General features: G+C 69.3%; 22 protein-coding genes, 1 tRNA gene, 1 pseudogene and 1 riboswitch. Of the genes and pseudogenes, 10 read left to right on the plus strand and 14 right to left on the minus strand.

Annotation, left to right across the window (positions count from 1 at the left end):
• Together ACFVXE_RS36090 and ACFVXE_RS36095 are read left to right on the plus strand one after the other, a co-directional pair.
• Positions 1–1,899: pseudogene (locus ACFVXE_RS36090) on the plus strand (hypothetical protein); the annotation flags it as partial.
• Between the two features lie 14 nt (positions 1,900–1,913).
• Complete coding sequence (locus ACFVXE_RS36095) at positions 1,914–2,780, plus strand: immunity 49 family protein (protein ID WP_389677682.1); 867 nt, start codon at positions 1,914–1,916, stop codon at positions 2,778–2,780.
• A gap of 188 nt (positions 2,781–2,968) precedes the next feature.
• Here the strand turns inward: ACFVXE_RS36095 and ACFVXE_RS36100 are convergent, their stop codons facing one another.
• The gene (locus ACFVXE_RS36100; RefSeq protein ID WP_389677683.1) at positions 2,969–3,205 is read right to left on the minus strand and encodes a hypothetical protein; all 237 of its coding nucleotides are present in this window, start codon (positions 3,203–3,205) and stop codon (positions 2,969–2,971) included.
• 49 nt (positions 3,206–3,254) lie between these two features.
• Positions 3,255–4,649, minus strand: a complete 1,395-nt coding sequence (locus ACFVXE_RS36105; protein ID WP_389677685.1) for a DUF445 domain-containing protein — start codon at positions 4,647–4,649, stop codon at positions 3,255–3,257.
• 146 nt (positions 4,650–4,795) lie between these two features.
• Between ACFVXE_RS36105 and ACFVXE_RS36110 the strand changes: the two genes are divergently transcribed.
• Positions 4,796–6,037, plus strand: a complete 1,242-nt coding sequence (locus ACFVXE_RS36110) for an SGNH/GDSL hydrolase family protein (protein ID WP_389677686.1) — start codon at positions 4,796–4,798, stop codon at positions 6,035–6,037.
• Between the two features lie 72 nt (positions 6,038–6,109).
• Here the strand turns inward: ACFVXE_RS36110 and ACFVXE_RS36115 are convergent, their stop codons facing one another.
• Genes ACFVXE_RS36115 through ACFVXE_RS36130 form a run of 4 tightly spaced genes read right to left on the minus strand, consistent with a single transcriptional unit; the run spans position 6,110 to position 9,523 of the window.
• On the minus strand, positions 6,110–6,802 hold the full coding sequence (locus ACFVXE_RS36115; RefSeq protein ID WP_389677688.1) for a DUF1707 domain-containing protein: 693 nt from the start codon (positions 6,800–6,802) through the stop codon (positions 6,110–6,112).
• A gap of 32 nt (positions 6,803–6,834) precedes the next feature.
• Entirely contained in the window at positions 6,835–7,824 is a 990-nt protein-coding gene (locus ACFVXE_RS36120) for an ATP-binding cassette domain-containing protein (protein ID WP_389677689.1), read from the minus strand.
• A gap of 24 nt (positions 7,825–7,848) precedes the next feature.
• Positions 7,849–8,730, minus strand: coding sequence for an ABC transporter permease (locus ACFVXE_RS36125; RefSeq protein WP_389677691.1), 882 nt, complete (start codon positions 8,728–8,730; stop codon positions 7,849–7,851).
• A complete protein-coding gene (locus tag ACFVXE_RS36130; protein ID WP_389677710.1) occupies positions 8,723–9,523 on the minus strand; it encodes an ABC transporter permease in 801 nt (266 codons plus the stop codon). Before ACFVXE_RS36130 ends, ACFVXE_RS36125 begins: the two co-directional genes overlap by 8 nt.
• Positions 9,524–9,701: 178 nt before the next feature.
• On the opposite strand from ACFVXE_RS36130, the gene ACFVXE_RS36135 reads away from it, so the two are divergent.
• The gene (locus ACFVXE_RS36135) at positions 9,702–12,032 is read left to right on the plus strand and encodes a transglycosylase domain-containing protein (RefSeq protein ID WP_389677692.1); all 2,331 of its coding nucleotides are present in this window, start codon (positions 9,702–9,704) and stop codon (positions 12,030–12,032) included.
• A 117-nt stretch (positions 12,033–12,149) separates the two neighbouring features.
• Here ACFVXE_RS36135 and ACFVXE_RS36140 read toward each other — a convergent pair whose 3' ends face one another.
• The 3 genes from ACFVXE_RS36140 to ACFVXE_RS36150 all read right to left on the minus strand — a co-directional run bounded on the left by ACFVXE_RS36140 (position 12,150) and on the right by ACFVXE_RS36150 (position 13,409).
• On the minus strand, positions 12,150–12,470 hold the full coding sequence (locus ACFVXE_RS36140; protein WP_389677694.1) for a DMT family transporter: 321 nt from the start codon (positions 12,468–12,470) through the stop codon (positions 12,150–12,152).
• A 38-nt stretch (positions 12,471–12,508) separates the two neighbouring features.
• Positions 12,509–12,573, minus strand: a riboswitch (guanidine-III (ykkC-III) riboswitch).
• A 58-nt stretch (positions 12,574–12,631) separates the two neighbouring features.
• A complete protein-coding gene (locus tag ACFVXE_RS36145) occupies positions 12,632–12,970 on the minus strand; it encodes a co-chaperone GroES (RefSeq protein WP_266779271.1) in 339 nt (112 codons plus the stop codon).
• A 118-nt stretch (positions 12,971–13,088) separates the two neighbouring features.
• Positions 13,089–13,409, minus strand: coding sequence for a DUF3618 domain-containing protein (locus ACFVXE_RS36150; protein ID WP_389677696.1), 321 nt, complete (start codon positions 13,407–13,409; stop codon positions 13,089–13,091).
• Positions 13,410–13,536: 127 nt separating this feature from the next.
• On the opposite strand from ACFVXE_RS36150, the gene bcp reads away from it, so the two are divergent.
• The 4 genes from bcp (at position 13,537) to ACFVXE_RS36170 (ending at position 16,948) form a co-directional block, all read left to right on the plus strand.
• The gene (gene bcp / locus ACFVXE_RS36155; protein ID WP_389677698.1) at positions 13,537–14,004 is read left to right on the plus strand and encodes a thioredoxin-dependent thiol peroxidase; all 468 of its coding nucleotides are present in this window, start codon (positions 13,537–13,539) and stop codon (positions 14,002–14,004) included.
• A gap of 112 nt (positions 14,005–14,116) precedes the next feature.
• Positions 14,117–15,613: a glycine betaine/L-proline transporter ProP gene (proP, locus tag ACFVXE_RS36160; protein ID WP_389677699.1), complete on the plus strand. Its 1,497-nt coding sequence runs from the start codon at positions 14,117–14,119 to the stop codon at positions 15,611–15,613.
• Between the two features lie 157 nt (positions 15,614–15,770).
• Positions 15,771–16,802, plus strand: a complete 1,032-nt coding sequence (locus tag ACFVXE_RS36165; RefSeq protein ID WP_389677701.1) for an HNH endonuclease signature motif containing protein — start codon at positions 15,771–15,773, stop codon at positions 16,800–16,802.
• A 62-nt stretch (positions 16,803–16,864) separates the two neighbouring features.
• Positions 16,865–16,948: transfer RNA gene (locus ACFVXE_RS36170), tRNA-Leu, on the plus strand.
• A 60-nt stretch (positions 16,949–17,008) separates the two neighbouring features.
• Here ACFVXE_RS36170 and rdgB read toward each other — a convergent pair.
• The 4 genes from rdgB to ACFVXE_RS36190 all read right to left on the minus strand — a co-directional run bounded on the left by rdgB (position 17,009) and on the right by ACFVXE_RS36190 (position 19,267).
• Positions 17,009–17,611: an RdgB/HAM1 family non-canonical purine NTP pyrophosphatase gene (gene rdgB / locus ACFVXE_RS36175; RefSeq protein ID WP_389677703.1), complete on the minus strand. Its 603-nt coding sequence runs from the start codon at positions 17,609–17,611 to the stop codon at positions 17,009–17,011.
• A gap of 31 nt (positions 17,612–17,642) precedes the next feature.
• A complete protein-coding gene (locus ACFVXE_RS36180; RefSeq protein ID WP_389677711.1) occupies positions 17,643–18,029 on the minus strand; it encodes a hypothetical protein in 387 nt (128 codons plus the stop codon).
• Positions 18,030–18,138: 109 nt separating this feature from the next.
• Positions 18,139–18,876, minus strand: coding sequence for a ribonuclease PH (gene rph, locus ACFVXE_RS36185; RefSeq protein WP_389677705.1), 738 nt, complete (start codon positions 18,874–18,876; stop codon positions 18,139–18,141).
• A gap of 157 nt (positions 18,877–19,033) precedes the next feature.
• Positions 19,034–19,267, minus strand: coding sequence for a glucose PTS transporter subunit EIIB (locus ACFVXE_RS36190; protein WP_019886687.1), 234 nt, complete (start codon positions 19,265–19,267; stop codon positions 19,034–19,036).
• 224 nt (positions 19,268–19,491) lie between these two features.
• On the opposite strand from ACFVXE_RS36190, the gene ACFVXE_RS36195 reads away from it, so the two are divergent.
• Positions 19,492–20,802, plus strand: a complete 1,311-nt coding sequence (locus tag ACFVXE_RS36195; RefSeq protein WP_389677706.1) for a PTS transporter subunit EIIC — start codon at positions 19,492–19,494, stop codon at positions 20,800–20,802.
• A gap of 80 nt (positions 20,803–20,882) precedes the next feature.
• Here the strand turns inward: ACFVXE_RS36195 and ACFVXE_RS36200 are convergent, their stop codons facing one another.
• Positions 20,883–21,635 carry an MBL fold metallo-hydrolase gene (locus ACFVXE_RS36200; protein ID WP_389677708.1) on the minus strand — a complete coding sequence of 251 codons (753 nt, stop codon included), beginning with the start codon at positions 21,633–21,635 and terminating at the stop codon, positions 20,883–20,885.
• 183 nt (positions 21,636–21,818) lie between these two features.
• Between ACFVXE_RS36200 and ACFVXE_RS36205 the strand changes: the two genes are divergently transcribed.
• Positions 21,819–22,310, plus strand: coding sequence for a type II toxin-antitoxin system PemK/MazF family toxin (locus ACFVXE_RS36205; protein ID WP_389677709.1), 492 nt, complete (start codon positions 21,819–21,821; stop codon positions 22,308–22,310).
• The last annotated feature ends 187 nt before the right edge of the window (positions 22,311–22,497 follow it).

A 22,497-nucleotide genomic window follows, 5' to 3' on the forward strand; every position in this document is an offset into this window, starting at 1 on the left:
GGCGCAGCAGCCGGAGCCGGCAAAGCCGGCGCCGTCGCCAAGGTCCTCTCCGTCGCCGGCAAGGCCGGCAAATTCATCGACCCGATGACCTACATCGCCAAGGGCGCAGGCGCCGGCATCTCCAAGATCGGTGACATCGCCAAGGGCCTCAAAGGCATCGGCACCATCGACATCCCGGCCCTCCCCGAGGGCGCGATCACCCTTCCCGAGGGCTCGTTCCACCTGCCCGACGGGACCGTGCACCTTCCCGACGGGGCAGCGGTCCCGGACGGGGCGATCAAGCTCCCCGACGGCAACATCAAGATCCCCGACGGGGTGCCCGCCCTGCCCGAGGGCGCCACGAAACTGCCCACCGAACCCGGCGCCCCCGCCCGTTACTACGACGGCGAAGGCAACTACCTCGACGAGAACGGCGACATCCTCGGCAGCGCCGACAACGCGCCCAAGGAAGGCTCCCCGGCCGTCCACCCGGACACCACCGGTGCCGACACCCCGCACACCGGTACACCCGACCGGGAACCGGTCCTGGTCGGCGCAGGCGCCCACACCGCAGACAACGCAGCCCACATCGGCGGCAACACCGGGGACAACGTCATCCACCTCGGCTCCGACCTCGGCGACGTCGGCCGCATCGGCGACGACCTCCCCGGCAGCAACATCGGAGACCACACCCCCGGCGGCAACGCGGGCAACCACCTCCCCGGCGGCGGAGTCGGCGACCACCTGCCCACCGGCCACGCCGGCGACAACATGCCGAGCAACAGCCTGGACCACCCCGGGTCCGGCGACAACGCGCCCGGACAGCACACCGAGACCCCCACCACGGGCGGTCACGACCTGCCGGGCGGCTCCACCGCCGACCACGGGCTCCCCCATACCCACGGCCCGACCGGTCCCGGCGGCCTGGACGACCTGGGGCACTCCGCCGACGACGCAGGACACGCTGCCGACAACGCGGAGCCGCCCACGCACCACGCGGACGAGGGCGCCGGCAACGGCCACAGCGAGGACCGGGAGCTGACCGCCGCGGAGCGGAAGGAGATCCAGGACGAGCACATCCGGAAGGCCAACGAGCCTGACGGGAAGTGGTTCGCGGAGCACTACGACACACTCGGCCGCCGCAAGTCCATCAAGGTGGTGGACGGCGCCGAGCTGCCCCAGCTGGCCAAGAACGCCGAGGGTCACTGGGTCGCCGCGCACGACCTGCCGAGCGGCCCGTCCGAGACCAAGTTCGGGTCAAAGCCGCTCGGAACGGATACCGTGCCCGATGGGAATCTGCCGGCCCTCGACGACGCTGCGGCGAAGCGCACCGCCTCGGTGGACCTCACCAACGCGACCAAGGCGTACGACGCAACACCGACCGCCGAGGCGGCGGAGAACCTCGCAAAGGCGAAGGAGGCGTACGCCAACCAGCTCGGGGATCTGCCCAACAACAGCAAGATCTCCGAGGCGCTGGGCGAGAAGGCCGCCGCGCTGCACGTGGTTCCGCACCAGTTCCCGCATGCCGAGGTGATCGACCTCCCGAAGACGCCCAACGGCGCCAACATGTTCGACCAGGTGTACCGGACCGGCGACAACGGGGAGCGCCTCATCGTCGAGGCCAAGGCTCCGTCCGGAGACCTCGACTGGCGTCACGGCCGTGCCGACCCGGAGGACCCGACGAACCCGCACGCCGGAGACAACGGCGGGGCCCAGGGCATGAGGGTCAAGCAGGGCACCAGGCTGTATATCCGCACGATCCTCGGCGAGATGACGAAACGCGGTGGGCGCGACGCCGAGATCGCGGCGGAGCTCCGCAACGCGCTGAAGGAGGGAAAGCTGCAGTATGTCCTGGTGAAGGCGCATGACCCCGTCGGCTCCTCATACGCTGGTGCCATGCTTGAGCATTTGAAGATCTAGTGAGAGGAGGGGCCGTGGTCACGCGCATTCCCCGCCACGACTTCCCGACGGACAACGCCTCCGAAGCCATGGCACCGATCGTCAAGGCCGGCGAAGAGGTGCTCGACGAGCTTGAGACGTCCGAGTTCGACCGCTTCGATGCCCTGGGCTACACGCTGACTGCGGCGAAGTGGTACTGCCTGACGGACCCCATGGCAACGGAGTTCCCGACCTGGGAGGCATGGGTCACGGCCATGCAGGTCGGCTCCGCCCTGTTCATCTCCGGTTCGGCGGCCGAAGGGCCCGTACCGTGCCGGATCGGGAGCAGGGGCGAGGTGAAGAACCTTCCCGCGACCGGCCCGCAGGAGTACCTGCACGCCGGAGACTGGCTCACCTCCTACTACCTGGCGGTGATCTGCCGCGAGAACGAACGCCTCGACCGGCTGGCCCGAGTACCCGTCTCGTTCCTCCGTGAGTCCGGAGCCGAGTTCGACGAGTACATCTACGCGTGGGTGGAGACCCTGCAGAACGCCTGGTTCGGCCGCCGGGAGACCTGGGACACCCTCGTCACCGCGGTCAACGGAACCGACCCCGAGACCGCACAGATCGCCGGCAAGGAGCTGATGCTGAAGATCCTTTATCCGCCCCTTGAGCTCTTCCACCGCTACCAGCGCCAGGACACCGAGAAGTTCAACACGGTGCTGGCCGAGGCGCTCACCTGGCACAAGGAGTACTGGACCGGCGACGAGGCGCGTTCGCTCAGCGGGGACGGTCTGGTCGCCCTCGGCCCCCTGGCCATCGCCTGCATGGCCTTCGACGCCGGCATCCCGATCGAGGTCGAGTCCGAGTACCTTCCCAAGGCTCTCCTGCAGCGCAGTTGGATCGGCGAGTACGACACCTGAGCCGCCCGTCCCCGAGTCTGCGCTCCCCCGCCTGCATCCCCCTGATGCCGACACCGGCGACCCCTCCGTCCACCTTTCCGGAGGGAACGCAGGCAACCACCTGCCCAGCAACAGCCTGGACGACGTCGCGCCGACGTGGCGAGGAATTCCACCGTCAGATGTCGTGCGGATCAGTAATTTCTCTCCGCTCAGGCGGAAGCTGTTCCGGCGGGAGCGAGCGATGTCTTCACCAGTCTTCCCGACCTGTTGATCAACAGGTCGGGAACGTCTTCCTCGTAGAGGCGAATGTGCCCGATCACTTCCTCGGTGCTGGAATGCCAGGCGAGTCGCTCCGCCGGCGAATCCAGCTCAGGCAGGAGTTCGGCGTGCACCTCTTGGCGTGCCGTCAGAGACCATCCACCGGCCGTCCGGACGAGCTCGCCCACCAGGACCCCGCCGATTCGCACCGCAGGTCCGCGCGCCGCAAGCAGCGGGCTACGCGCCGAACGCGCGCGACACCGTATAGATCAGCAGCCCCGCCAGCGCACCCACCACCGTGCCGTTGATCCGGATGAACTGCAGGTCGCGGCCGATGTGCGCCTCGATCTTCCTCGACGTCTGATCCGCGTCCCAGCTCGCCACCGTGTCGCTGATCAGGGACGTGATCTCCGTGCGGTACGTCGTGACGACGTACACCGCGGCGTCCTCCAGCCAGCCCTCCAGCTTCGCCTGGAGCCTGCCGTCCGTCGCCAGTCGCGCGCCCAGCGTCATCAGCGACGCACGGGCCCGGAGCCGCAACTCGCTCTGCTCGTCCTCGGCCGCTGTGATGATCATCGCGCGTACCGACGACCAGGCGGACGCGATGACGTCCTGGACCTCACTGCGTCCAAGGATCTCCGACTTCAGCCGCTCCACCCGGGCCCGGGTGTCCGAGTCGGTCTGCAGGTCGGCCGCGAAGTCCGTCAGGAACGTATCGATCGAAGCACGCGCCGGATGCCCCGGCATGTCCCGCATCTCGGTCACGAAGCGCAGCAGCTCCTTGTAGACGCGCTCCCCCACCCGCTTGTCGACGAAGCGCGGCGTCCAGCCCGGCGCCCCGCCCTGTACCGCGTCCATCACCGAGTCGCCGTGCCGCACCAGCCAGTCGTGCGCGCGCACGCAGATCAGGTCCACGACCTTGCGGTGGCCGCCGTCCGCGACGATCCTCTCCAGCATCTTGCCGAGACCCGGGGCGACCTCCGCCGCCTCCGCCCGACGGGTGATCGCCTCACCGACGACGGCCTGCACGTCGGAGTCGCGCAGGACGGTCATCGCACCCCGCAGCGCGGTGGCCAGTTCGGCCGAGACACGGTCCGCGTGATCCGGGTCCGCCAGCCAGGCACCGAGCCGGCCGCCGATGCCGAGAGCCTGGATCCGACCCCGTACAACCTCACCCGAAAGAAAATTTTCCCCAACAAAGGAACCCAGAGAGGCACCAAGCTGGTCCTTCTTGGTAGGGATGATGGCGGTGTGCGGGATCGGCAGGCCGAGTGGACGCTTGAACAGCGCCGTGACGGCGAACCAGTCGGCCAGCGCACCGACCATCCCCGCCTCGGCGGCCGCGGCGACGAAGCCCGGCCAGCCGCCCACACCCGAACTCCTCGCCCAGGTGGCGAGGACGTACACGAGCGCCACAAGCAGAAGGAGGCCGGTGGCAGTGGTCTTCATCCTGCGCACACCGCGCCGCTTCTCCTCGTCGGCCGCCGTGTACGCGAAGGAGGCGAGAGCGGCGGGACGCGCGCGAGCGGACACTGCTCCGTCCGGGCTCCCGTCCGCGCCGCCCGGAACCATCGCCGGTCCGGCGGGCCCCTCGCCCGGCTCGCCCGGCCCGGTCCGTTCCATCCGTTCCATCCGCTCCACCCGTCCGCGTACGCATCGCCCCCGGTGCCCCGTACGCATTGTCCTTACCTGACCTACTCCCGGGGCGCATGTCGAGTTCCCGTCACCCTGCCCCATCATGAGATCAGCACCCCTCACCGCAAGGAGTCACACCGCCCATGCCCAGGCGCCAGGGAACCACCCTGCTCATCGCCCTCGTGGCGGGCACCGCCGCGACCGCCGCGTTCGTGGCCGCTGCCGGACCCACGCTGTTCTCCGGCAGCGGGACGACCCAGGTCAGTGCCCCGTCGGCCGTCCGGCCCCCCGCCGCGCCCGCCCACTCCACCGGCGTCTGGATCGCCACCTGGGCCGGGGCGCCCGTGGCCGGCATCACGGACCCGATCCCCGCACGCGACCTGACCCGGCGCACCATCCGTGACGTCGTGCACACCAGCGTCGGCGGTGACGCGGCCCGCATCACCCTCTCCAACCTCTTCGGCACACGCCCGCTGCTCGTCGACGACGCCACGGTGAACACCCGGCGCGTCTCCTTCCGCGGAGCACCGTCGGTCACCGTCCCGGTGGGCGGACAGGTCGTCAGCGACCCGGTCGTCGTCCCCGTACCCGCCGACGCCGACCTGGTGGTCGCCTTCCGCACCCCCACGGCGCAGGGGCCCGTCACCATCCACCCGAACAGCCACCAGACCTCCTACGTGGCGGACGAGCGCGGCACCTGGCAGACCAACCTGTGGCGCTACCTCACCGCAGTCGACGTCCGCAACGCGACCGCCGCAGGCGCGGTCGTCGCCATCGGCGACTCGCTCACCGCGGGCACCGGCTCCACCCTCGACGCCGACAGCCGCTGGCCCGACCTCCTCTCCGACCGGCTGCGCGGCCGCTACGCGGTCGTCAACAAGGGCATCGCGGGCAACCGCATCCTGCGCGACGGGCAGATATACGGACAGCGGGCCCTCGACCGTTTCGACCGTGACGTACTGGGCACCGCCGACGCGAAGACCGTCATCATCGCGCTCGGCATCAACGATGTGCAGCAGTTCCCGCAGGAGCAGGACCCGCAGCGGATCGCCGACGGACTCAGGGCCATGACGCAGCGCGCCCACGCCCGCGGACTGCGGGTGGTCGGGGCGACCCTGATGCCGTACGAGGGATACCGCACCTGGACACCCGCGCAGGACGACGTACGGATGCGGGTCAACGCGCTGATACGGGCGGGCGGCATCTTCGACGCCGTCGTGGACTTCGACGCCGCGGCGCGCGACCCGTACCGGCCGAGCCGGCTCCGCCCCGCGTACGACTGCGGCGACCATCTGCACCTCGACGACGCCGGGTATCTGCGGCTGGCCCAGCAGGTGGACCTGGAGAGCCTGCACCCGGAGACACCGGCGTCCGACCAGCTCTGACCGCACAGGAGCGGCGGGGCGGGCACTCGGCGCCACCGCCCGCCCGGCGCTCCGGCCCGGCCGACGGACGGACTACTCGGCCGCCGGCCCCTTCTTCAGCTGCCGCGCCCGCTCCTCGTCCCTGAGCCGCTGCTTCTCCGCCCTGGTCCGCTTCCGCTCCACACCCACCCCGCCCATCAGCGCCAACCCGGTGATCCGCACCCGAGGTGAGCCCGGCGAAGGAACGCCCCCTCCCGAGGCCCGGTCGCCGAATCCACCCATGATGCCGATGCCCCTGACCTCGACCTCCAGCTCCGGCGGGACCGTCACCTGCATCCCGCCCATGATCGCGAAGCAGCGGATGACGACCTCACGGTCCTCGAAACGGGCCTCGCGCAGATCGATCTCACCTCCGCCCCAGAAGGCGAACGCGGTGAACTTCCGTGCCACCGTCCACGTCCCCCTGCGGCCGAAACCGCCCCAGAAGGCGAACGCACCCGTCGAGGTGGCCGGGCCGCCGATCCGCTCCGCCCATGCCACGCCCGCCGCACCGCCCCGCGCGGGAGCACCGCCCGCACCCACCGGTGCCACCACCCCGCCCGGCGCCGGAAGATCACTGATCAGAGGCTCCAGCTCGCCATGCGTGCGGGCCGTGTAGGCCGCCTCCAGCCGCTCCTCGAACTCCTCCATCCGGAGGCGGCCCTCGGCCACCGCATCCCGCAGGACCTCGGCAACACGCTCACGCTCGGCGTCGGACGCACGCATGTCCGGAAGTTCACTCGTCATACCGTGCAGCCTATTGAAGGCACCCGCCCCCGTCACCGATCCGCACGGGCATCGGCCGACGCATACATCTTCGCGATCACGGCCTCGATGTCGGGCTCCCGCACCGACAGGTCCACCAACGGATACTCCGCGGCGATGCGCGCCACCAGCGGCGCCGCCGAACCGGACGCCGGGAAGGCCAGCCACTGCCGCGTCCCCACCACCTTCACCGTACGCACCGAAGGTTCCGAAGGCAGCCGGATCGGCGGCAGTTCACGCTCCAGATCGACAACCAGCGTGCGTTCGCTCTCCCCGACCTCGTGCAGCCCGGCGAACGCCCCGTCGTACATCAGACGCCCGTGGTCGATCACCATCACCCGCCGGCAGAGCTGCTCGATATCCGTCAGATCGTGCGTGGTGAGCAGCACCGTCGTACCCCGATCGGCGTTCAAGTCCCGCAGGAAACCACGGACCTTCGCCTTGGAGACCACATCGAGACCGATCGTCGGCTCGTCCAGGTAGAGCACCTCCGGATCGTGCAGCAGCGCCGCCGCAATGTCTCCGCGCATCCGCTGCCCGAGCGACAGCTGCCGCACCGGCACGTCCAACAGGTCGCCCAGATCGAGGAGTTCGACACAGCGGTCCAGGTTCTCCCGGAACCTCGCGTCGCCGATCCGGTACATCCGGTGCACCAGCCGGTACGAGTCGCGCAGCGGCAGGTCCCACCAGAGCGTGGTGCGCTGACCGAAGACCACACCGATCCGCCGTGCCAGCCTCGTACGCTCCCGGGCGGGGTCGATACCCGCGACCCGCAGCCGGCCACCGCTCGGGGTGAGGATGCCGGTCAGCATCTTGATGGTGGTCGACTTGCCCGCCCCGTTCGGCCCGATGTAGCCGACCATCTCACCGCGCTCCACCCGGAAGCTGATCCCGTCGACCGCCCGCACCTCGCGCCGCTCGCTGCGCAGGAAACCCGTCCTGCGGCGGACGTCGAAGACCTTCTCGACACCCTGAAGTTCGATGAAACCCGTATCCGCGCCCATGACCCGTCCTCGTTCCGCTCGTCCTCAGTTGCCCGTGCTCCGGTACGAGCGCAGCCCCGCCCGCCACGCCGCCCCCGCCAGCGCCCAGCACACCCCCGCCACCACCGGCGGCAGGAACGCCACCCACTCCGGCAGCCCCAGCGGGTACTCCCGGCCCAGCACGTACAGCGCGGGCAGCCAGTTCACGAAGGCCAGCGGCACCACGAACGTCACCCCGCGCACCAGATCCTTCGCGAAGACCGTCGGCGGGTACTGCAGCAGCGCGTTCCCGCCGTACGTGAAGGAGTTCTGCACCTCGGCGGCGTCCTGCGCGAAGAACTGGAACGCCGCCCCGCACACGAACACCGCCCCGAAGATCGCCGCCCCGCTCAGCAGCATCAACGGGATCATCACCACCTTCAGCGGGGTCCACGCGATGTCCAGCACCACCAGCCCGTAGCCGAGCACCAGCAGCCCCTGCGTGATCCGCCCCAGCCTGCGCAACGCGAACCGGTCCGCCGCCACCTGGGCGAGCACCGGCACGGGGCGCACCAGCAACGTGTCCAGCGTGCCGTCCCGGACCCGGCGGCCCAGCCGGTCCATCGACCCCAACGCCAGATCGGCCAGCCCGAAGGAGGTGGCCGCGGCCCCGTACAGCAGGGCGATCTCGGGCAGCGTGTAACCACCCAGCGCGTCGACGTGCGCGAACATCAGCAGGATCGCGACGAAGTCGAAGCCCGTCGCCGCGAAGTTCCCGAAGGCCGTCATGACGAACGAGGCGCGGTACGCCATCGTCGAACGCAGCCACATCGCCACGATCAGCCCGTATGCGCGGACCCCCTCGACCAGCCGCGGCCGCTCGGCGAACGCCTCCACCGGCGCCCCGACGACCTCTCCGACCGCCGCTGCCTCCGCCACCTCAGCCACCCTGGACCACCACCCTCCGCGTAGCCACCGACTGCACCAGCTGCCCCACCGTGAGCAGCGCCACCGCCCAGCCGCCCTGGAACGCGAACGCGCGCACCAGCCCCCACCCGGTGTGCTTGCCGAGGAAGACATCGGCCGGCACCTGCAACAGCGCCGACCACGGCAGCATCCGCGCCACCTCGCCCAGCGCCCCCGGGAACAACGTCAGCGGCAGCAGCATCCCCGAGAAGAACAGCCCCGCCAGGAAGGCGATCTGCGCCGCGCCCGCCCCGTCCATCAGCCAGAACGCGGAGAGCGCCACCAGATAACGCAGCGCGAAACTGACCACCACCCCGAGCATCACCGAGACCAGGAACGCCAGCCAGATGCCCGGCGAGACGGGCAGCGCCAGCGGGAACGCCAACGCCCCCAGCACCATCGGCGCGATGCCCCGCGCCAGCAGCTGATACGCCGCACGACCCAAGTCCCCCGCCATCCACCACAGTTGAAGGTCGACCGGTCGGTAGAGATCGATCGCGACGTCACCGGTACGGATCCGCTCGACCAGCTCGTCCTCGAAACCGCCGCCCATCATCGCGCACGTCGCCAGCAGCGCCTGCCCCAGCCACACGAAGGTCAGCGCCTGCCCCATGTCGTAGCCGCCGAGCCGCGGACGCTCGTCCCACAGCGCCATATAGGTGTACGTCAGGACGAAGCCGAAGACGGTGTTGGTGAAGACACCCGCAGCCGTCGCGATCCGGTAGGTGGCATGGCGCCGGAAACCGCCCGCCGCAACCACCGCGTACAACCGCACCCCCATCACCCCCACGCTCGTTCGCACTGGGGCGCCCAACAGCGTTGGACACCAAAGCGCTCGACATTAGTGCAGTGGAAGCGCCGCCGCGACCGCATTTCAAGGGTCGATCCGGGGGTTATTCCACAGAAAAGGGCACTATGGGAGAACTGACCGCGGCCGAGGAGTCTCCACCGATATGAGCGACGAGCCACAGCAGCAGAGCGGGGAACCCGGCAACGGGAGATGGACCCCGAGTGGCCACTCCGCCGGCACGGGCCCGACCACCCCGGGCGGGACGCAGGGACGCAAGACCCGCCCCAGGCGCACCGGCTGGCGCCGGGCCGTCCCCACCTGGCGGGTCACCCTCGCCACGCTGCTCGTCATCGCCCTGGTGCTGATCGGCGGCTTCATCGCCGGATACCAGCTCGTCGGCATCCCGCCCGCCAACCCCACCGCCCTCGCGCAGTCCAACGTCTACCTCTACAAGGACGGCAGCGTCATCGCCCGCGACGGCGAGATCAACCGGGAGAAGGTCCAGCTCTCCCAGGTCCCGCTCACCGTCCAGCACGCCGTCCTCGCCGCCGAGGACCGCAACTTCTACTCCGAACGCGCCGTCGACGTCACGGCGATGATCAGGGCCGGCTGGAACACCGTCACCGGCAAGGGCAAACAGGGCGGCTCGACGATCACCCAGCAGTTCGTGAAGAACTACTACCTCGGCCAGGAACAGACCGTGGTCCGCAAGCTCAAGGAGTTCTTCATCGCGATCAAGCTCAACCGCGAGGTGAGCAAGGACCAGATCTTCGAGGGCTACCTCAACACCAGCTACTTCGGCCGCAACGCGTACGGCATCCAGGCCGCCGCCCAGGCCTACTACGGCAAGGACATCGGCGACATCACCACCGCCGAGGGCGCGTACCTCGCCTCCCTGCTCAACGCCCCCAGCGCGTACGACGTCGTCGTCCACCCCGAGAACAAGGCCGCGGCCGTCGCCCGCTGGAACTACGTACTCGACGGCATGGTCAAGGAGAACTGGCTCAGCCCGGCAGCCCGCGCCGCCATGACGTTCCCGGTACCCGGCAAGGTGAAGCCGTCCACCGGACTCGCCGGACAGCGCGGCTACATCGTCCAGGCCGTCAAGGACTACCTCAGCGCCAACAAGATCATCGACGAGAAGACACTGGCCACCGGCGGCTACCGGATCACCACGACGCTGGTGAGGAAGAACCAGAACGCCCTGGTCAAAGCCGTCAACGACAACGTGATGTCGAGGACGAGCAAAGAGCGCGAAGCCGACCGCAACGTCCGCGTCGGCGGCGCCTCCATCAACCCCGCGGACGGCCGGGTCGTCGCCATGTACGGCGGAATCGACTACACCAAGCAGTACGTCAACAACGCCACCCGGCGCGACTACCAGGTCGGCTCCACCTTCAAACCGTTCGTCTTCACCTCCGCCGTCGCCAACGACTCCACCACCCAGCGCGGCCGCCCCATCACCCCCAACACCATCTACGACGGCACCAACAAGCGCATGGTGGTGGGCCCGGACGGACCCACCGGATACGCCCCCGCCAACGAGGACGACATCAGCTACGGCCGCATCACCGTCCGGGTCGCCACCGACAAGTCCGTCAACGCCGTCTACGCGCAGATGGCCGAGGACGTCGGCCCCGACAAGGTCGAACAGACCGCCATCGACCTCGGCATCCCCAAGAACACCCCCGACCTGACCGCCACACCGTCCATCGCGCTCGGCACCGCCACCGCCAGCGTCCTCGACATGACCGGGGCGTACGCGACCCTCGCCAACCACGGCCGGCACACCCAGTACGTCCTCGTCGACAAGGTCAGCAAGGGCACCGAGGAACTCGCGGTCCCCGGCAGGAACACCAAGCGGGCCGTCAGCCGCGAGGCGGCCGACACCACCACCCAGATCCTGCAGAGCGTCGTCGAAAGCGGCTCGGGAACCGCCGCGCAGAACGCCGGCCGCCCCGCCGCGGGCAAGACCGGCACCGCCGAGGAGGACAAGGCAGCCTGGTTCGCCGGCTACACCCCCGACCTGGCCACCGTCATCGCCGTCATGGGCCAGGACCCGGACACCGGCGTACAGACGCCGCTGTACGGAGCGCTCGGCCTCTCCCGCGTCAACGGCGGCGGCGCCCCCGCCGAGACCTGGGCCCAGTACACCGGCGCCGCACTCAGCGGCACCCCCGTCCAGGACTTCGACCTCGAACTCCAAAGCGGCGCCGACGAACGCTTCCCGCCCACCGACGAGGACACCGGACGGCGCGACACCGGGAACCCGTTCACCAGCCCGGCCGGTACCCCGCCACCCAGCCCGTCCACCCCCCTGCCGCCCAGCCCCACCAGCAGCGCACCCGCCACCAGCGAGCTGCCGACCGACCTCCCGGCCGACGGCGGCACGGACGACCGCGGCAACGACAACGGCGGCATCGACGGACTCTTCCCGCAGGGCGCAGGCGGCGCCCGCCCCCAGACGGTCCCGACCGCTTCCGGACCCCGGTGACGCAGGGACGCGGCGGGCCGGGGCCGGACACGGCACAGAAGGCACAGTGACACCGAAGGCACGGCGGGCCGGGTGACGCGGAAGGCACGGCGGGCCGGGCCCGCTCACGTACGGGACTCAGTGCCCCGACGTCGCCTTCAGACCCACCACCGCCACCAGCAGCAGCGTCACGAAGAAGATCCGGGCGGCGGTCACCGGCTCATGCAGCACCACCATGCCCAGCACCGCCGCCCCCGCCGCACCGATACCGACCCACACCCCGTACGCCGTACCGATCGGCAACGACTTCGCCGCCTGCGACAGCAGCACCATGCTGGCCACGATCCCGAACCCGGTGAACACACTCGGCCACAGCCGGGTGAACCCGTCGGTGAACTTCATCCCGATCGACCAGCCCACTTCCAGCAGACCGGCGACAACAAGCAGAACCCAGGCCACGACGGCACCTCCGACACCACGGACACACGGACATCACGGGTGCGTCGTCTTTGCGGAAATCCCGGTACGGCGCGTCTCGTCGGGCCCCACCAACGTAGCAAACAACAGGCAAAAGGCCTGGTGACACCGGTCACCAGGCCTTACGTCAGAGGTCTGCGGAGCTACAGATACAGCCCCGTCGAATCGACCGAACCCTCGAACCGGTCCGCCGCCACCGCATGCAGATCCCGCTCCCGCATCAGCACGTACGCCACCCCACGCACCTCGACCTCGGCACGGTCCTCGGGGTCGTACAGCACCCGGTCCCCCGGCTCCACCGTCCGCACGTTCTGGCCGACCGCCACCACCACGGCCCAGCCCAGCCGCCGACCGACCGCAGCCGTCGCCGGAATCAGAATGCCACCACCCGAACGGCGCTCGCCCTCGGGCGAATCGGACCGGACCAGCACGCGGTCGTGCAGCATGCGAATGGGCAGCTTGTCGTCGGTGTTCTCGCTCACGACCCGAAACCTACCTGCCTCCCGGCGCGCCGCACGCCTCCGGGGTCAGCCTTGTCAGGACTTCCTTCGCCGCATCCGGCCTCCCGTGCCACGACCCGGCGCCATCCCGGGGCCGCGATCAGCGCTTCCTGCGCCGCACCGACACCGCGAACAGTCCCACCACACCGACCGCCAGCAGCGCCGCCGGGAGCACCCGCTCCAGGCGCGCCGCACCATCCTTCGACACGAACCGCGCCTTCACATCGGACACCGTCCGATTCACCGCGACGAACGCACGCCCGGCCGTCCGGTCCACCGCCTCAGCAGCCCTGGCCTTCGCGTCACCGATGATCGTCTTCGGGTGCACCCGCACCCCGATCTCGTCGAGCACCACCGCAAGCTGCTCACGCCTGCTGATGATGTCCGCCTCGATCTGCGCAGGGGTCCTGGCATCCGACACTGCGCCGCCTCCGTGGTCCTCGTCCGGTAAACCTTCATCGACAGTCTGTCAGCTCCACCGCCCGCATACCCGACGGCACCCCTATTACGCTCGGTCCCGTACAGCCCACCCGTCCCAGAGGAGAACCATGAGCGAGCGACTCCAGCCCGGCGACACCGCCCCCGATTTCACCCTCCCCGACGCCGACGGCAACGACATCTCGCTCGCCGCCCACAAGGGCCGCAAGGTCATCGTCTACTTCTACCCGGCCGCCCTCACCGCCGGCTGCACCAAGCAGGCCTGCGACTTCACCGACAACCTCGACCTGCTGGCCGGCGCCGGATACGACGTCATCGGCGTCTCCCCCGACAAGCCGGAGAAGCTCGCCGCATTCCGCGAGAAGGAGAACCTCAAGGTCACGCTGGTCGGCGACCCTTCCAAGGAGACCCTGGAGGCATACGGCGCCTACGGCGAGAAGCAGTCTTACGGCAAAACGGTGACGGGCGTCATCCGCTCCACGATCGTCGTCGACGAAGAGGGCAAGGTCGAACGCGCTCTCTACAACGTCAGGGCCACCGGTCACGTCGCCAGAATCATCAAGGACCTCGGCATCTGACCGACGCCCCGCCCCTGTGACGGGCGTCGCATTTTCACCCCGCACCGGTTTGCGACCGCCATGACCGCGCAGAAGCCTCTCCTGGAACACCCACCGAGGAAAGGACCCGGCCATGGCGGCCTCCGACCTTCAGCAGGCGGCCGACCCCGATGCGGTCAAACGCCACCCCACCCTCTTCCGGGCCATCCGGAAAAGGCAGAACCCCAGGCTGCGCCGGTCCGACATCACCGTCACCGACGACCAGGCGGTCAAGCGGGCAGTGAAGGCGGCCTCCCTCGGCAACGCCATGGAGTGGTTCGACTTCGGTATCTACTCCTACCTCGCCGTCACCCTGGGTCATGTCTTCTTCCCATCCGGGAACGACACCACCCAGCTGCTCTCCTCGTTCGCCACCTTCGCGGTCGCCTTCCTCGTCCGTCCGCTCGGCGGCATGTTCTTCGGCCCCATGGGTGACCGGATCGGCCGCAAGAAGGTCCTCGCCCTCACCATGATCATGATGGCGGTCGGCACCTTCGCCATCGGCGTCATCCCGTCCCACGCCTCGATCGGCATCTGGGCACCCGCCCTGCTGATCTTCTTCCGGCTGATCCAGGGGTTCTCCACCGGCGGCGAGTACGGCGGCGCCTCCACCTTCATCGCCGAGTACGCCCCCGACAAGCGCCGCGGATACTTCGGCAGCTTCCTCGAATTCGGCACCCTGGCCGGCTACGTCGGCGCCGCCGGTCTCGTCACCGCGCTCACCGCCGTCCTCGACACCCACACCATGGAGTCCTGGGGCTGGCGCATCCCGTTCCTCATCGCGGGCCCGCTCGGCCTGGTCGGCCTGTACCTGCGACTGCGCCTCGACGAGACCCCGGCCTTCCAGAAGCTGGAGGGCGGAAACGCCCAGGCCAGCGAGGCCGCCGACGGCGTGGAGACCACCACCAAGGGCGACCTCGCGAAGATCTTCCGGCAGTACTGGCCGACGCTGATCCTCTGCATCGCCCTGGTCGGCGCGTACAACATCACCGACTACATGCTGCTGTCGTACATGCCGACGTACCTCTCCGACGAGCTCGGCTACAGCGAGACCCACGGTCTGCTCGTCCTGCTCGGCGTCATGGTCCTCCTGATGCTGGTCATCAGCCAGATCGGCAAGCTCTCCGACCGCTTCGGCCGCAAGCCGCTGCTGATGGCGGGAATGCTCGGCTTCCTCGTGCTCTCCCTGCCGTCGTTCCTGCTGATCCGCCAGGGCAGCATCCCGGCCATCGTCATCGGCATGACGATGCTGGGCCTCTCCCTGGTCTGCATGCTGGGCACGATGTCCGCCGCGCTCCCGGCCCTCTTCCCCACCCAGGTCCGCTACGGCTCCCTGTCGGTCGGCTACAACCTCTCGACCTCGCTCTTCGGCGGTACGACTCCGCTGGTGATCACGGCACTGATCAGCTGGAGCGGTACGAACCTGATGCCGGCCTACTACGCGATGGCGGCAGCCCTGGTCGGCGTGGTCTCGGTGGCCTGCATGAAGGAGACGGCCCAGCGCCCGCTGGACGGCTCGCCGCCGTCGGTCGAGACCGACGAGGAGGCCGCGGAACTGTGCGCGGCACAGACCCCGGACCCGAAGTTCTGACCCAGGACCCCGTCCCCCGGGAACACGGCCCGCACCGCTTCGGCTGAAGCGGTGCGGGCCGTTCCACATCTCGTCGCATTACGGACGTGACCGTCCGATAAGCGGTTCGTTACTCCGTACGAGACCGCGAACGTGCGGTCGGGAACGGAGGGGATCGATGGCGGTTCGATACACCCGCGAGCTGCTCGAAACGGATGGCCGGGAAGTGCTTGCTGAAGCCGTGGCCGCCTCAACCAACTGGGGGGACCTGATGCGTCGCCTCGGCCTCAAGCCGAGCGGCGGCCGGCGTCGCGTCCTCCAGGAGAAGGTCGTCGAGTTCGGTCTCGACACCAGCCACTTCACGAAACGCAGTCCCTGGCGTAAGTACACCGACGAGGCCATCGCAGCAGCTGCCGCAACCTCATCGTCGCTGCGCGAGGTCGTCAACAAACTCGGGGCGACTCCGGCATCCGGAACGTTGTCCCACATAAGCCGTCGCATCGCGGCCGCGGGGATCGACGTCAGTCACTTCCCCGGTATGGGCCGCCCCCAGCTGGGCCATTTGTTCACGCTGGAGGAGCTACGCACGGCCGGCGCCTCGGCCGAGAGCATTCGCGGAGTGGCGCGAGAGCTCGGAGTACGCGACGACAGCCAATCGCGCGCTGCCGTTGCAGGGATGCTCCGCAGGAAGGGAATCGACACTTCACACTTCCGCAACGCCCGCCTGGCGATCCCGGAGGACGCCCTGCGTGCCGCTATCCCGAAGGCCAGCAGTTATGCAGATGTCATGCGCGCGCTCAGCCTTGAGGTGAACGATACGAACCATCGGCGTGTACGGCGCAAGGTACTCCAACTCGCGCTGGACACGAGCCACTTCAAGCGCCGGTCTTGGGCCTCGGGCTCGACTCGCGTACAAGAGCAGAAACCGATCGCATCAAGAACACTTGTGGTCATGCCGCAGGGGTCAACGCGCGCAAACCGAGCCAGGCTACATCGCGCACTGCAGGAGATAGGCATCCCGTACCGGTGCGATTCCTGTGGCAATCCAGGCGAGTGGCAGGGGCAGTCGATCACGCTTCAGATCGACCACATAAGCGGTGATTGGCTCGACAACCGGGCTGGAAATCTCCGTTACCTGTGCCCGAACTGCCACGCCCTGACCGACACATGGTGCCGTAACCGGGAGAACAAGCCCCACCTCCGCACATAACGGCCTCCCCGTGCAACGAGAGAGCTCCGCCCGTCCGATCGGCCCTTGTAGGATGGCGGGACGCGCGAGTGCTGGAATTGGTTAGACAGGCTGGTTTTAGGTACCAGTGCCCTAGCGGCGTGAGGGTTCGAGTCCCTCCTCGCGCACTCTGTACGAAGGCCCGGCTCGCAATCCCTGCGAGCCGGGCCTTCACCGTTTTACCGGCGTCACCTCACCAGCTCCCGCACCACCGGCACCAGCGCCCGGAAAGCCTTCCCGCGATGGCTGATCGCGTTCTTCTCCGCCGGGGTCAGCTCCGCGCAGGTGCGGGTCTCACCCTCGGGCTGGAGGATCGGGTCGTAGCCGAAGCCGTTCGCACCGGACGGGATGTGGCGCAGGGTGCCCGGCAGCCGGCCTTCGACCACGTGTTCCGTGCCGTCCGGGAGGGCAAGGGCCGCAGCGCAGGCGAAGTGGGCGGCGCGGTGGGCGTCGTCGATGTCGGAGAGCTGGGCCAGCAGCAGGTCCAGGTTGGCCTGGTCGTTGCCGTGGGTGCCGGACCAGCGGGCCGAGAAGATTCCGGGGGCGCCGCCGAGGACGTCGACGCAGAGGCCGGAGTCGTCGGCGATCGCGGGGTGGCCGGTGGCCTGGGCCAGGGCGTGAGCCTTGAGGAGCGCGTTCTCGGCGAAGGTGACGCCGGTCTCCTTGACGTCGGGGATCTCGGGGTACGCGTCCGCGCCGACGAGTTCGTGGCTGAGTCCCGCGTCGGCGAGGATCGCGTGGAGTTCGGTGATTTTCCCGGCGTTGCGGGTGGCGAGGATCAGGCGGGTCATGTGCCGATTATCGCGCGCCCGTCGGGGTCCCCTACGAGGTGCAGACGTTGCCGATCTCCTTGGCCGCGTCGGTGACCGGGGTGATGTCGGGGGTGGCGTCGCCCTTGTCGATGGCGTCGCGGACGTTCTTGACGCCTGCCTGGAGGTCGTCGACGGCCTTGGAGAGGTCGGCATTGTCGGTCGTGTCGCCGATGTTGCCGAGTTCCTTGTCGATCTCGTCGAGTGCCTCGGACGCCTGGGTGGGGTCGTTCGAGGCGTTGGAGACGGCCTGCTGGAGGTTGCTGACGCTGGTGGCTATGGCGTCTGCGGTACGGACGCAGTCGAGCGCCTTGTCGACGGCGCCGCAGCCGGCCGCCGCGGTGAGGGTGAGGGCGGTCAGGGTCAGCGCGACGGTGATGCGGCGGTGGCGGGTGGCCATGGCCATGGTGCGGTTTCCTCCCCGGTTGCGGATACGCGGACGGGCGCACGGTTCGACCCGTGCGCCCGTGCTCGTGACGACGCTCTTCGGGGCGTACTTGGTTGCTTCTTTACTCGCCGAGGGTGCGGGCGAGCGCTTCGCGCTGGAGCGTGGTGAGGTCGACGCATCCGGCGGTGGCGAGGTCGAGGAGCGCGCCCAGTTCCTTGCGGTCGAAGGGTGCGGCCTCGGCGGTGCCCTGCACCTCGACGAAGCGGCCGTCACCGGTGCAGACGACGTTCATGTCGGTCTCGGCGCGGACGTCCTCCTCGTAGCAGAGGTCGAGGAGGGGCGTGCCGTCGACGATGCCGACGCTGACGGCGGAGACGGTGTCGACGAGGGGCTTGCGGCCGTGCTTGATGAGCTTCTTGCCCTGGCCCCAGGCGATGGCGTCGGCGAGGGCGACGTAGGCGCCGGTGATGGCGGCGGTGCGGGTGCCGCCGTCGGCCTGCAGGACGTCGCAGTCCAGGACGACGGTGTTCTCGCCGAGGGCCTTGTAGTCGATCACGGCGCGGAGGGAGCGGCCGATGAGGCGGCTGATCTCGTGGGTGCGGCCGCCGATCTTGCCGCGGACGGCTTCGCGGTCGCCGCGGGTGTTGGTGGAGCGGGGCAGCATGGAGTATTCGGCGGTGACCCAGCCTTCGCCGCTGCCCTTGCGCCAGCGCGGGACGCCTTCGGTGAAGGAGGCGGTGCAGAAGACCTTGGTGTCGCCGAAGGAGACGAGGACTGAGCCTTCGGCGTGCTTGCTCCATCCGCGTTCGATGGTGACGGGGCGGAGCTGTTCGGGGGTGCGGCCGTCGATACGAGACATGGCGTCGAGCCTATCGGCTGGGTCGCGGCCCCGGTTCCGGGTGTGCCGGGGGCCGGGTGCGGGGATGCCGAGGGGCCGGCGGGCCCCGGTCCGGGCGGGGATGGGCGGGGAGCGGGGCCTGCGGGGCGGGGCGGAGCCGTACCGGCTCAGCCGCCGGTCACATCATGTCTTCGATGTCGGCGGCGATGGGGTCGGCGTCGGTGCCGATGACGACCTGGATCGCGGTGCCCATTTTGACGACGCCATGGGCTCCGGCGGCCTTGAGCGCGGCTTCGTCGACCTTGCTCGGGTCGATCACCTCGGTGCGGAGGCGGGTGATGCAGCCTTCGACCTCTTCGATGTTGTCGATGCCGCCGAGCCCGGCGACGATCTTCTCAGCCTTGCTGGCCATGTCGTTTCTCCCTGGGTTCTTCGCGTCCGCGCGCCGGCCCACCGTGGGCCCGTTTTTTCACGTTAACGCACGATTAGCCCAACTTCACGAGCGGGCGTTCGACCCATCGCCCATGATGACGATCACCGGTGTCGTGCCCTCCGGGCAGGTTGCGCACCGCACCGCAGTGGGTCCAGTCCGCTCTGCGGCGACCGACGGAAGTGACGCGTTCCGGGAGAATGCCGATGAGTGCGAGCAGCGCCGCAGTGCCGCAGAAGAAGTGGTGGAACGGCCTCTTCCAGGGCCTCCAGAAGATGGGGCGCAGCCTCCAGCTGCCGATCGCCGTGCTGCCCGCGGCGGGCATCCTCAACCGGCTCGGCCAGCCGGACGTGTTCGGCGACGAGGGGCTCGGCTGGAACAACGTCGCGAAGGTCTTCGACGCGGCCGGTGGGGCGCTGCTCGATTCCGGGCTGGGCCTGCCGCTGCTGTTCTGTATCGGTGTCGCGATCGGCATGGCGAAGAAGTCGGACGGTTCGACGGCGCTCGCCGCGGTGACCGGCTTTCTCGTCTACTACGCGGTGCTGCACGCCTTCCCGGTGGACTGTGCCCCGGGTTCCACGTTCACCGACGGCGGCACCTGGTTCGGTACCTGTGTGACCGGCGACGCGAAGGTGACGGCTGCCGAGTACCAGAACCCCGGGGTGTTCGGGGGCATCGTGATGGGCCTGCTGTCCGCGTGGTTCTGGCAGCGGTACCACCGGGTGAAGCTGGTGGACTGGCTGGGCTTCTTCAACGGCCGCCGGCTCGTGCCGATCATCATGGCGTTCGTCGGGCTGCTCTTCGCCGCTCTGTGTGCCTGGCTGTGGGCGCCGGTCGGTGACGGTCTGACGAGTTTCTCCAAGTGGCTGGTGGACCTGAACTGGGTGGGTTCCGGCATCTTCGGCATCGCCAACCGCGCCCTGCTGGTCATCGGTCTGCACCAGTTCCTGAACACGTTCGTCTGGTTCCAGTTCGGCGACTTCACCAAGCCGGACGGCTCGGTGGTGCACGGTGACATCAACCGGTTCCTGGCGGGTGATCCGACGGCCGGGCAGTTCACCACGGGCTTCTTCCCGATCATGATGTTCGCGCTGCCGGCGGCTGCGCTGGCGATCTACCACTGCGCCAAACCGCATCGCCGGAAGGCGGTCGGCGGCATGATGCTCTCGGTCGGCCTGACCTCGTTCGTGACGGGTATCACCGAGCCGATCGAGTACTCGTTCCTCTTCGTCGCCCCGCTGCTGTATGCCATCCACGCGGTGCTGACCGGTGTCTCGATGGCAGTGAGCTGGGCGCTCGGGGTGAAGGACGGGTTCAGCTTCTCGGCGGGGCTGATCGACTACGTCATCAACTGGAGCCTGGCCACGAAACCCTGGCTGATCATCCCGATCGGTCTCTGTTTCGCGGTGGTGTACTACGTGCTCTTCCGGTTCGCGATCACCAGGTTCGATCTCCAGACGCCGGGCCGGGAGCCGGACGAGCTGGAGGCGGAGATCGAGAAGGACCTGATCAAGTAGGTCCTGCGGGTTCCGCGGCCGGCGTGCGACGAGCCCCGTCCTCCCTGTCGGCGGAGGTGGGGCCCGTCGGGTGCGGAGGGCTAGATCTCGTAGACCGCGCCCGGCGCGGCCACTTCCGCCGGTCCGCGGTAGATCGCGCGGGCGTCGGCGAGGTTGCGGTCGGCGTCCGTCCACGGCGGGATGTGGGTGAGGACGAGCCGGCCCACCTTCGCGCGTGCGGCGATCTCGCCCGCCTCGCGCCCGTTGAGGTGGAGGTCCGGGATGTCTTCCTTGCCGTGGGTGAACGAGGCTTCGCAGAGGAACAGGTCGGCGCCTTCCGCGAGTTCGTCGAGCGCGTCGCAGATGCCGGTGTCGCCGGAGTACGCGAGCGTGCGGCCGCCGTGCTCGATCCGGATGCCGAAGGCGTCGACGGGGTGGCAGACCTTCTCCGTACGGACCGAGAAGGGGCCGATGTCGAACGAGCCGGGCTTGAGCGTGTGGAAGTCGAAGACCTCGCCCATCGCGTGGTCGGACGGGGTGTCGGCGTGCGCGGTGGTCAGCCGCTGTTCGGTGCCGTCGGGGCCGTAGACCGGGATGGAGGCGGGGCGTCCGCCGTCGTGCCGGTAGTAGCGGACGACGAAGTACGCGCACATGTCGATGCAGTGATCGGCATGGAGGTGGCTGAGGAAGATGGCGTCGAGGTCGTAGAGACCGACATGGCGCTGCAGCTCGCCGAGGGCGCCGTTGCCCATGTCGAGGAGCAGCCTGAAGCCGTCGGCCTCTACGAGGTAGCTCGAACATGCCGAACCCGCGGACGGGAACGAACCGGAGCAGCCGACGACGGTGAGCTTCATGGAGCGTGAACCTCCGAGACGTGGGAACGGGGAGGGTTCGTGCGATTTGTTGAGCGTAAGGCGCGAAACAGGTGGTCGCGCCTCCGGAGCCTGCCGTTGTGGGCGAACTCACCTGCTCTGTCACCGGTTCGATGGAAGCGGGCGCGGGGAGCGGGCTGCCGGGGGCACCGGTACCGTCGGGGCATGGACATGTCCTGGTGGCCGGCTCTGGTCGTGGTGGTACTGCTTGCTTTCGTCGTCGCGCTCGTCGATGGGCGGGGCCGCCTGGGGCGGGGCGGACGGGGCCGTGCCGTGGGTGGCGGGCGGCGGCCGGGCGGGCGGACGCGGCCGCCGGGGCGGACGGAGGGGCCCGGGCTCGGGCCGGAGCGGGCGCCGCGGCCGGGCGAGATCTGGTGGGCCGAGGTGCCCTACGAGGACGGGCCCGGATCGAAGGACCGGCCGTGTCTGGTGCTGTCGGTGCGGGGCGGCACCGCGCTCGTAGCCAAGATCACCAGCCAACGTCACGAGGAGCGGCCGGGGGTGATCGCGCTTCCGCCGGGGACCGTGGGGGACGTGCGGGGGCGCGCGAGTTTCCTGGAGACGGACGAGTTGCGTGATGTGGCGGTGCGCGGGTTCCGCCGGCGGGTGGGGCAGGCCGACGCGGCGCTGTGGGAGCAGGTGCGGGGGCTCGGCTGAGGCGGCGCTGTGGGAGCGGGTGCGGGGCTCGGCCGACGGGCCCGGAATGTGCTCGGTCGCCCCGGGGGGGGGGGTTACAGCCCACCCGGCGGCCGGGGGCGTGCGGTGGGTCCCGGGCGGGTTTGGCCCGAGCTGGCCGGGCCGCGGGGCGATGGGGGGGTCCGGCGGCGGGGCCCTGTATACGCCG

It is taken from the genome of Streptomyces sp. NPDC058231, assembly GCF_042882275.1.
Classification (GTDB): domain Bacteria; phylum Actinomycetota; class Actinomycetes; order Streptomycetales; family Streptomycetaceae; genus Streptomyces.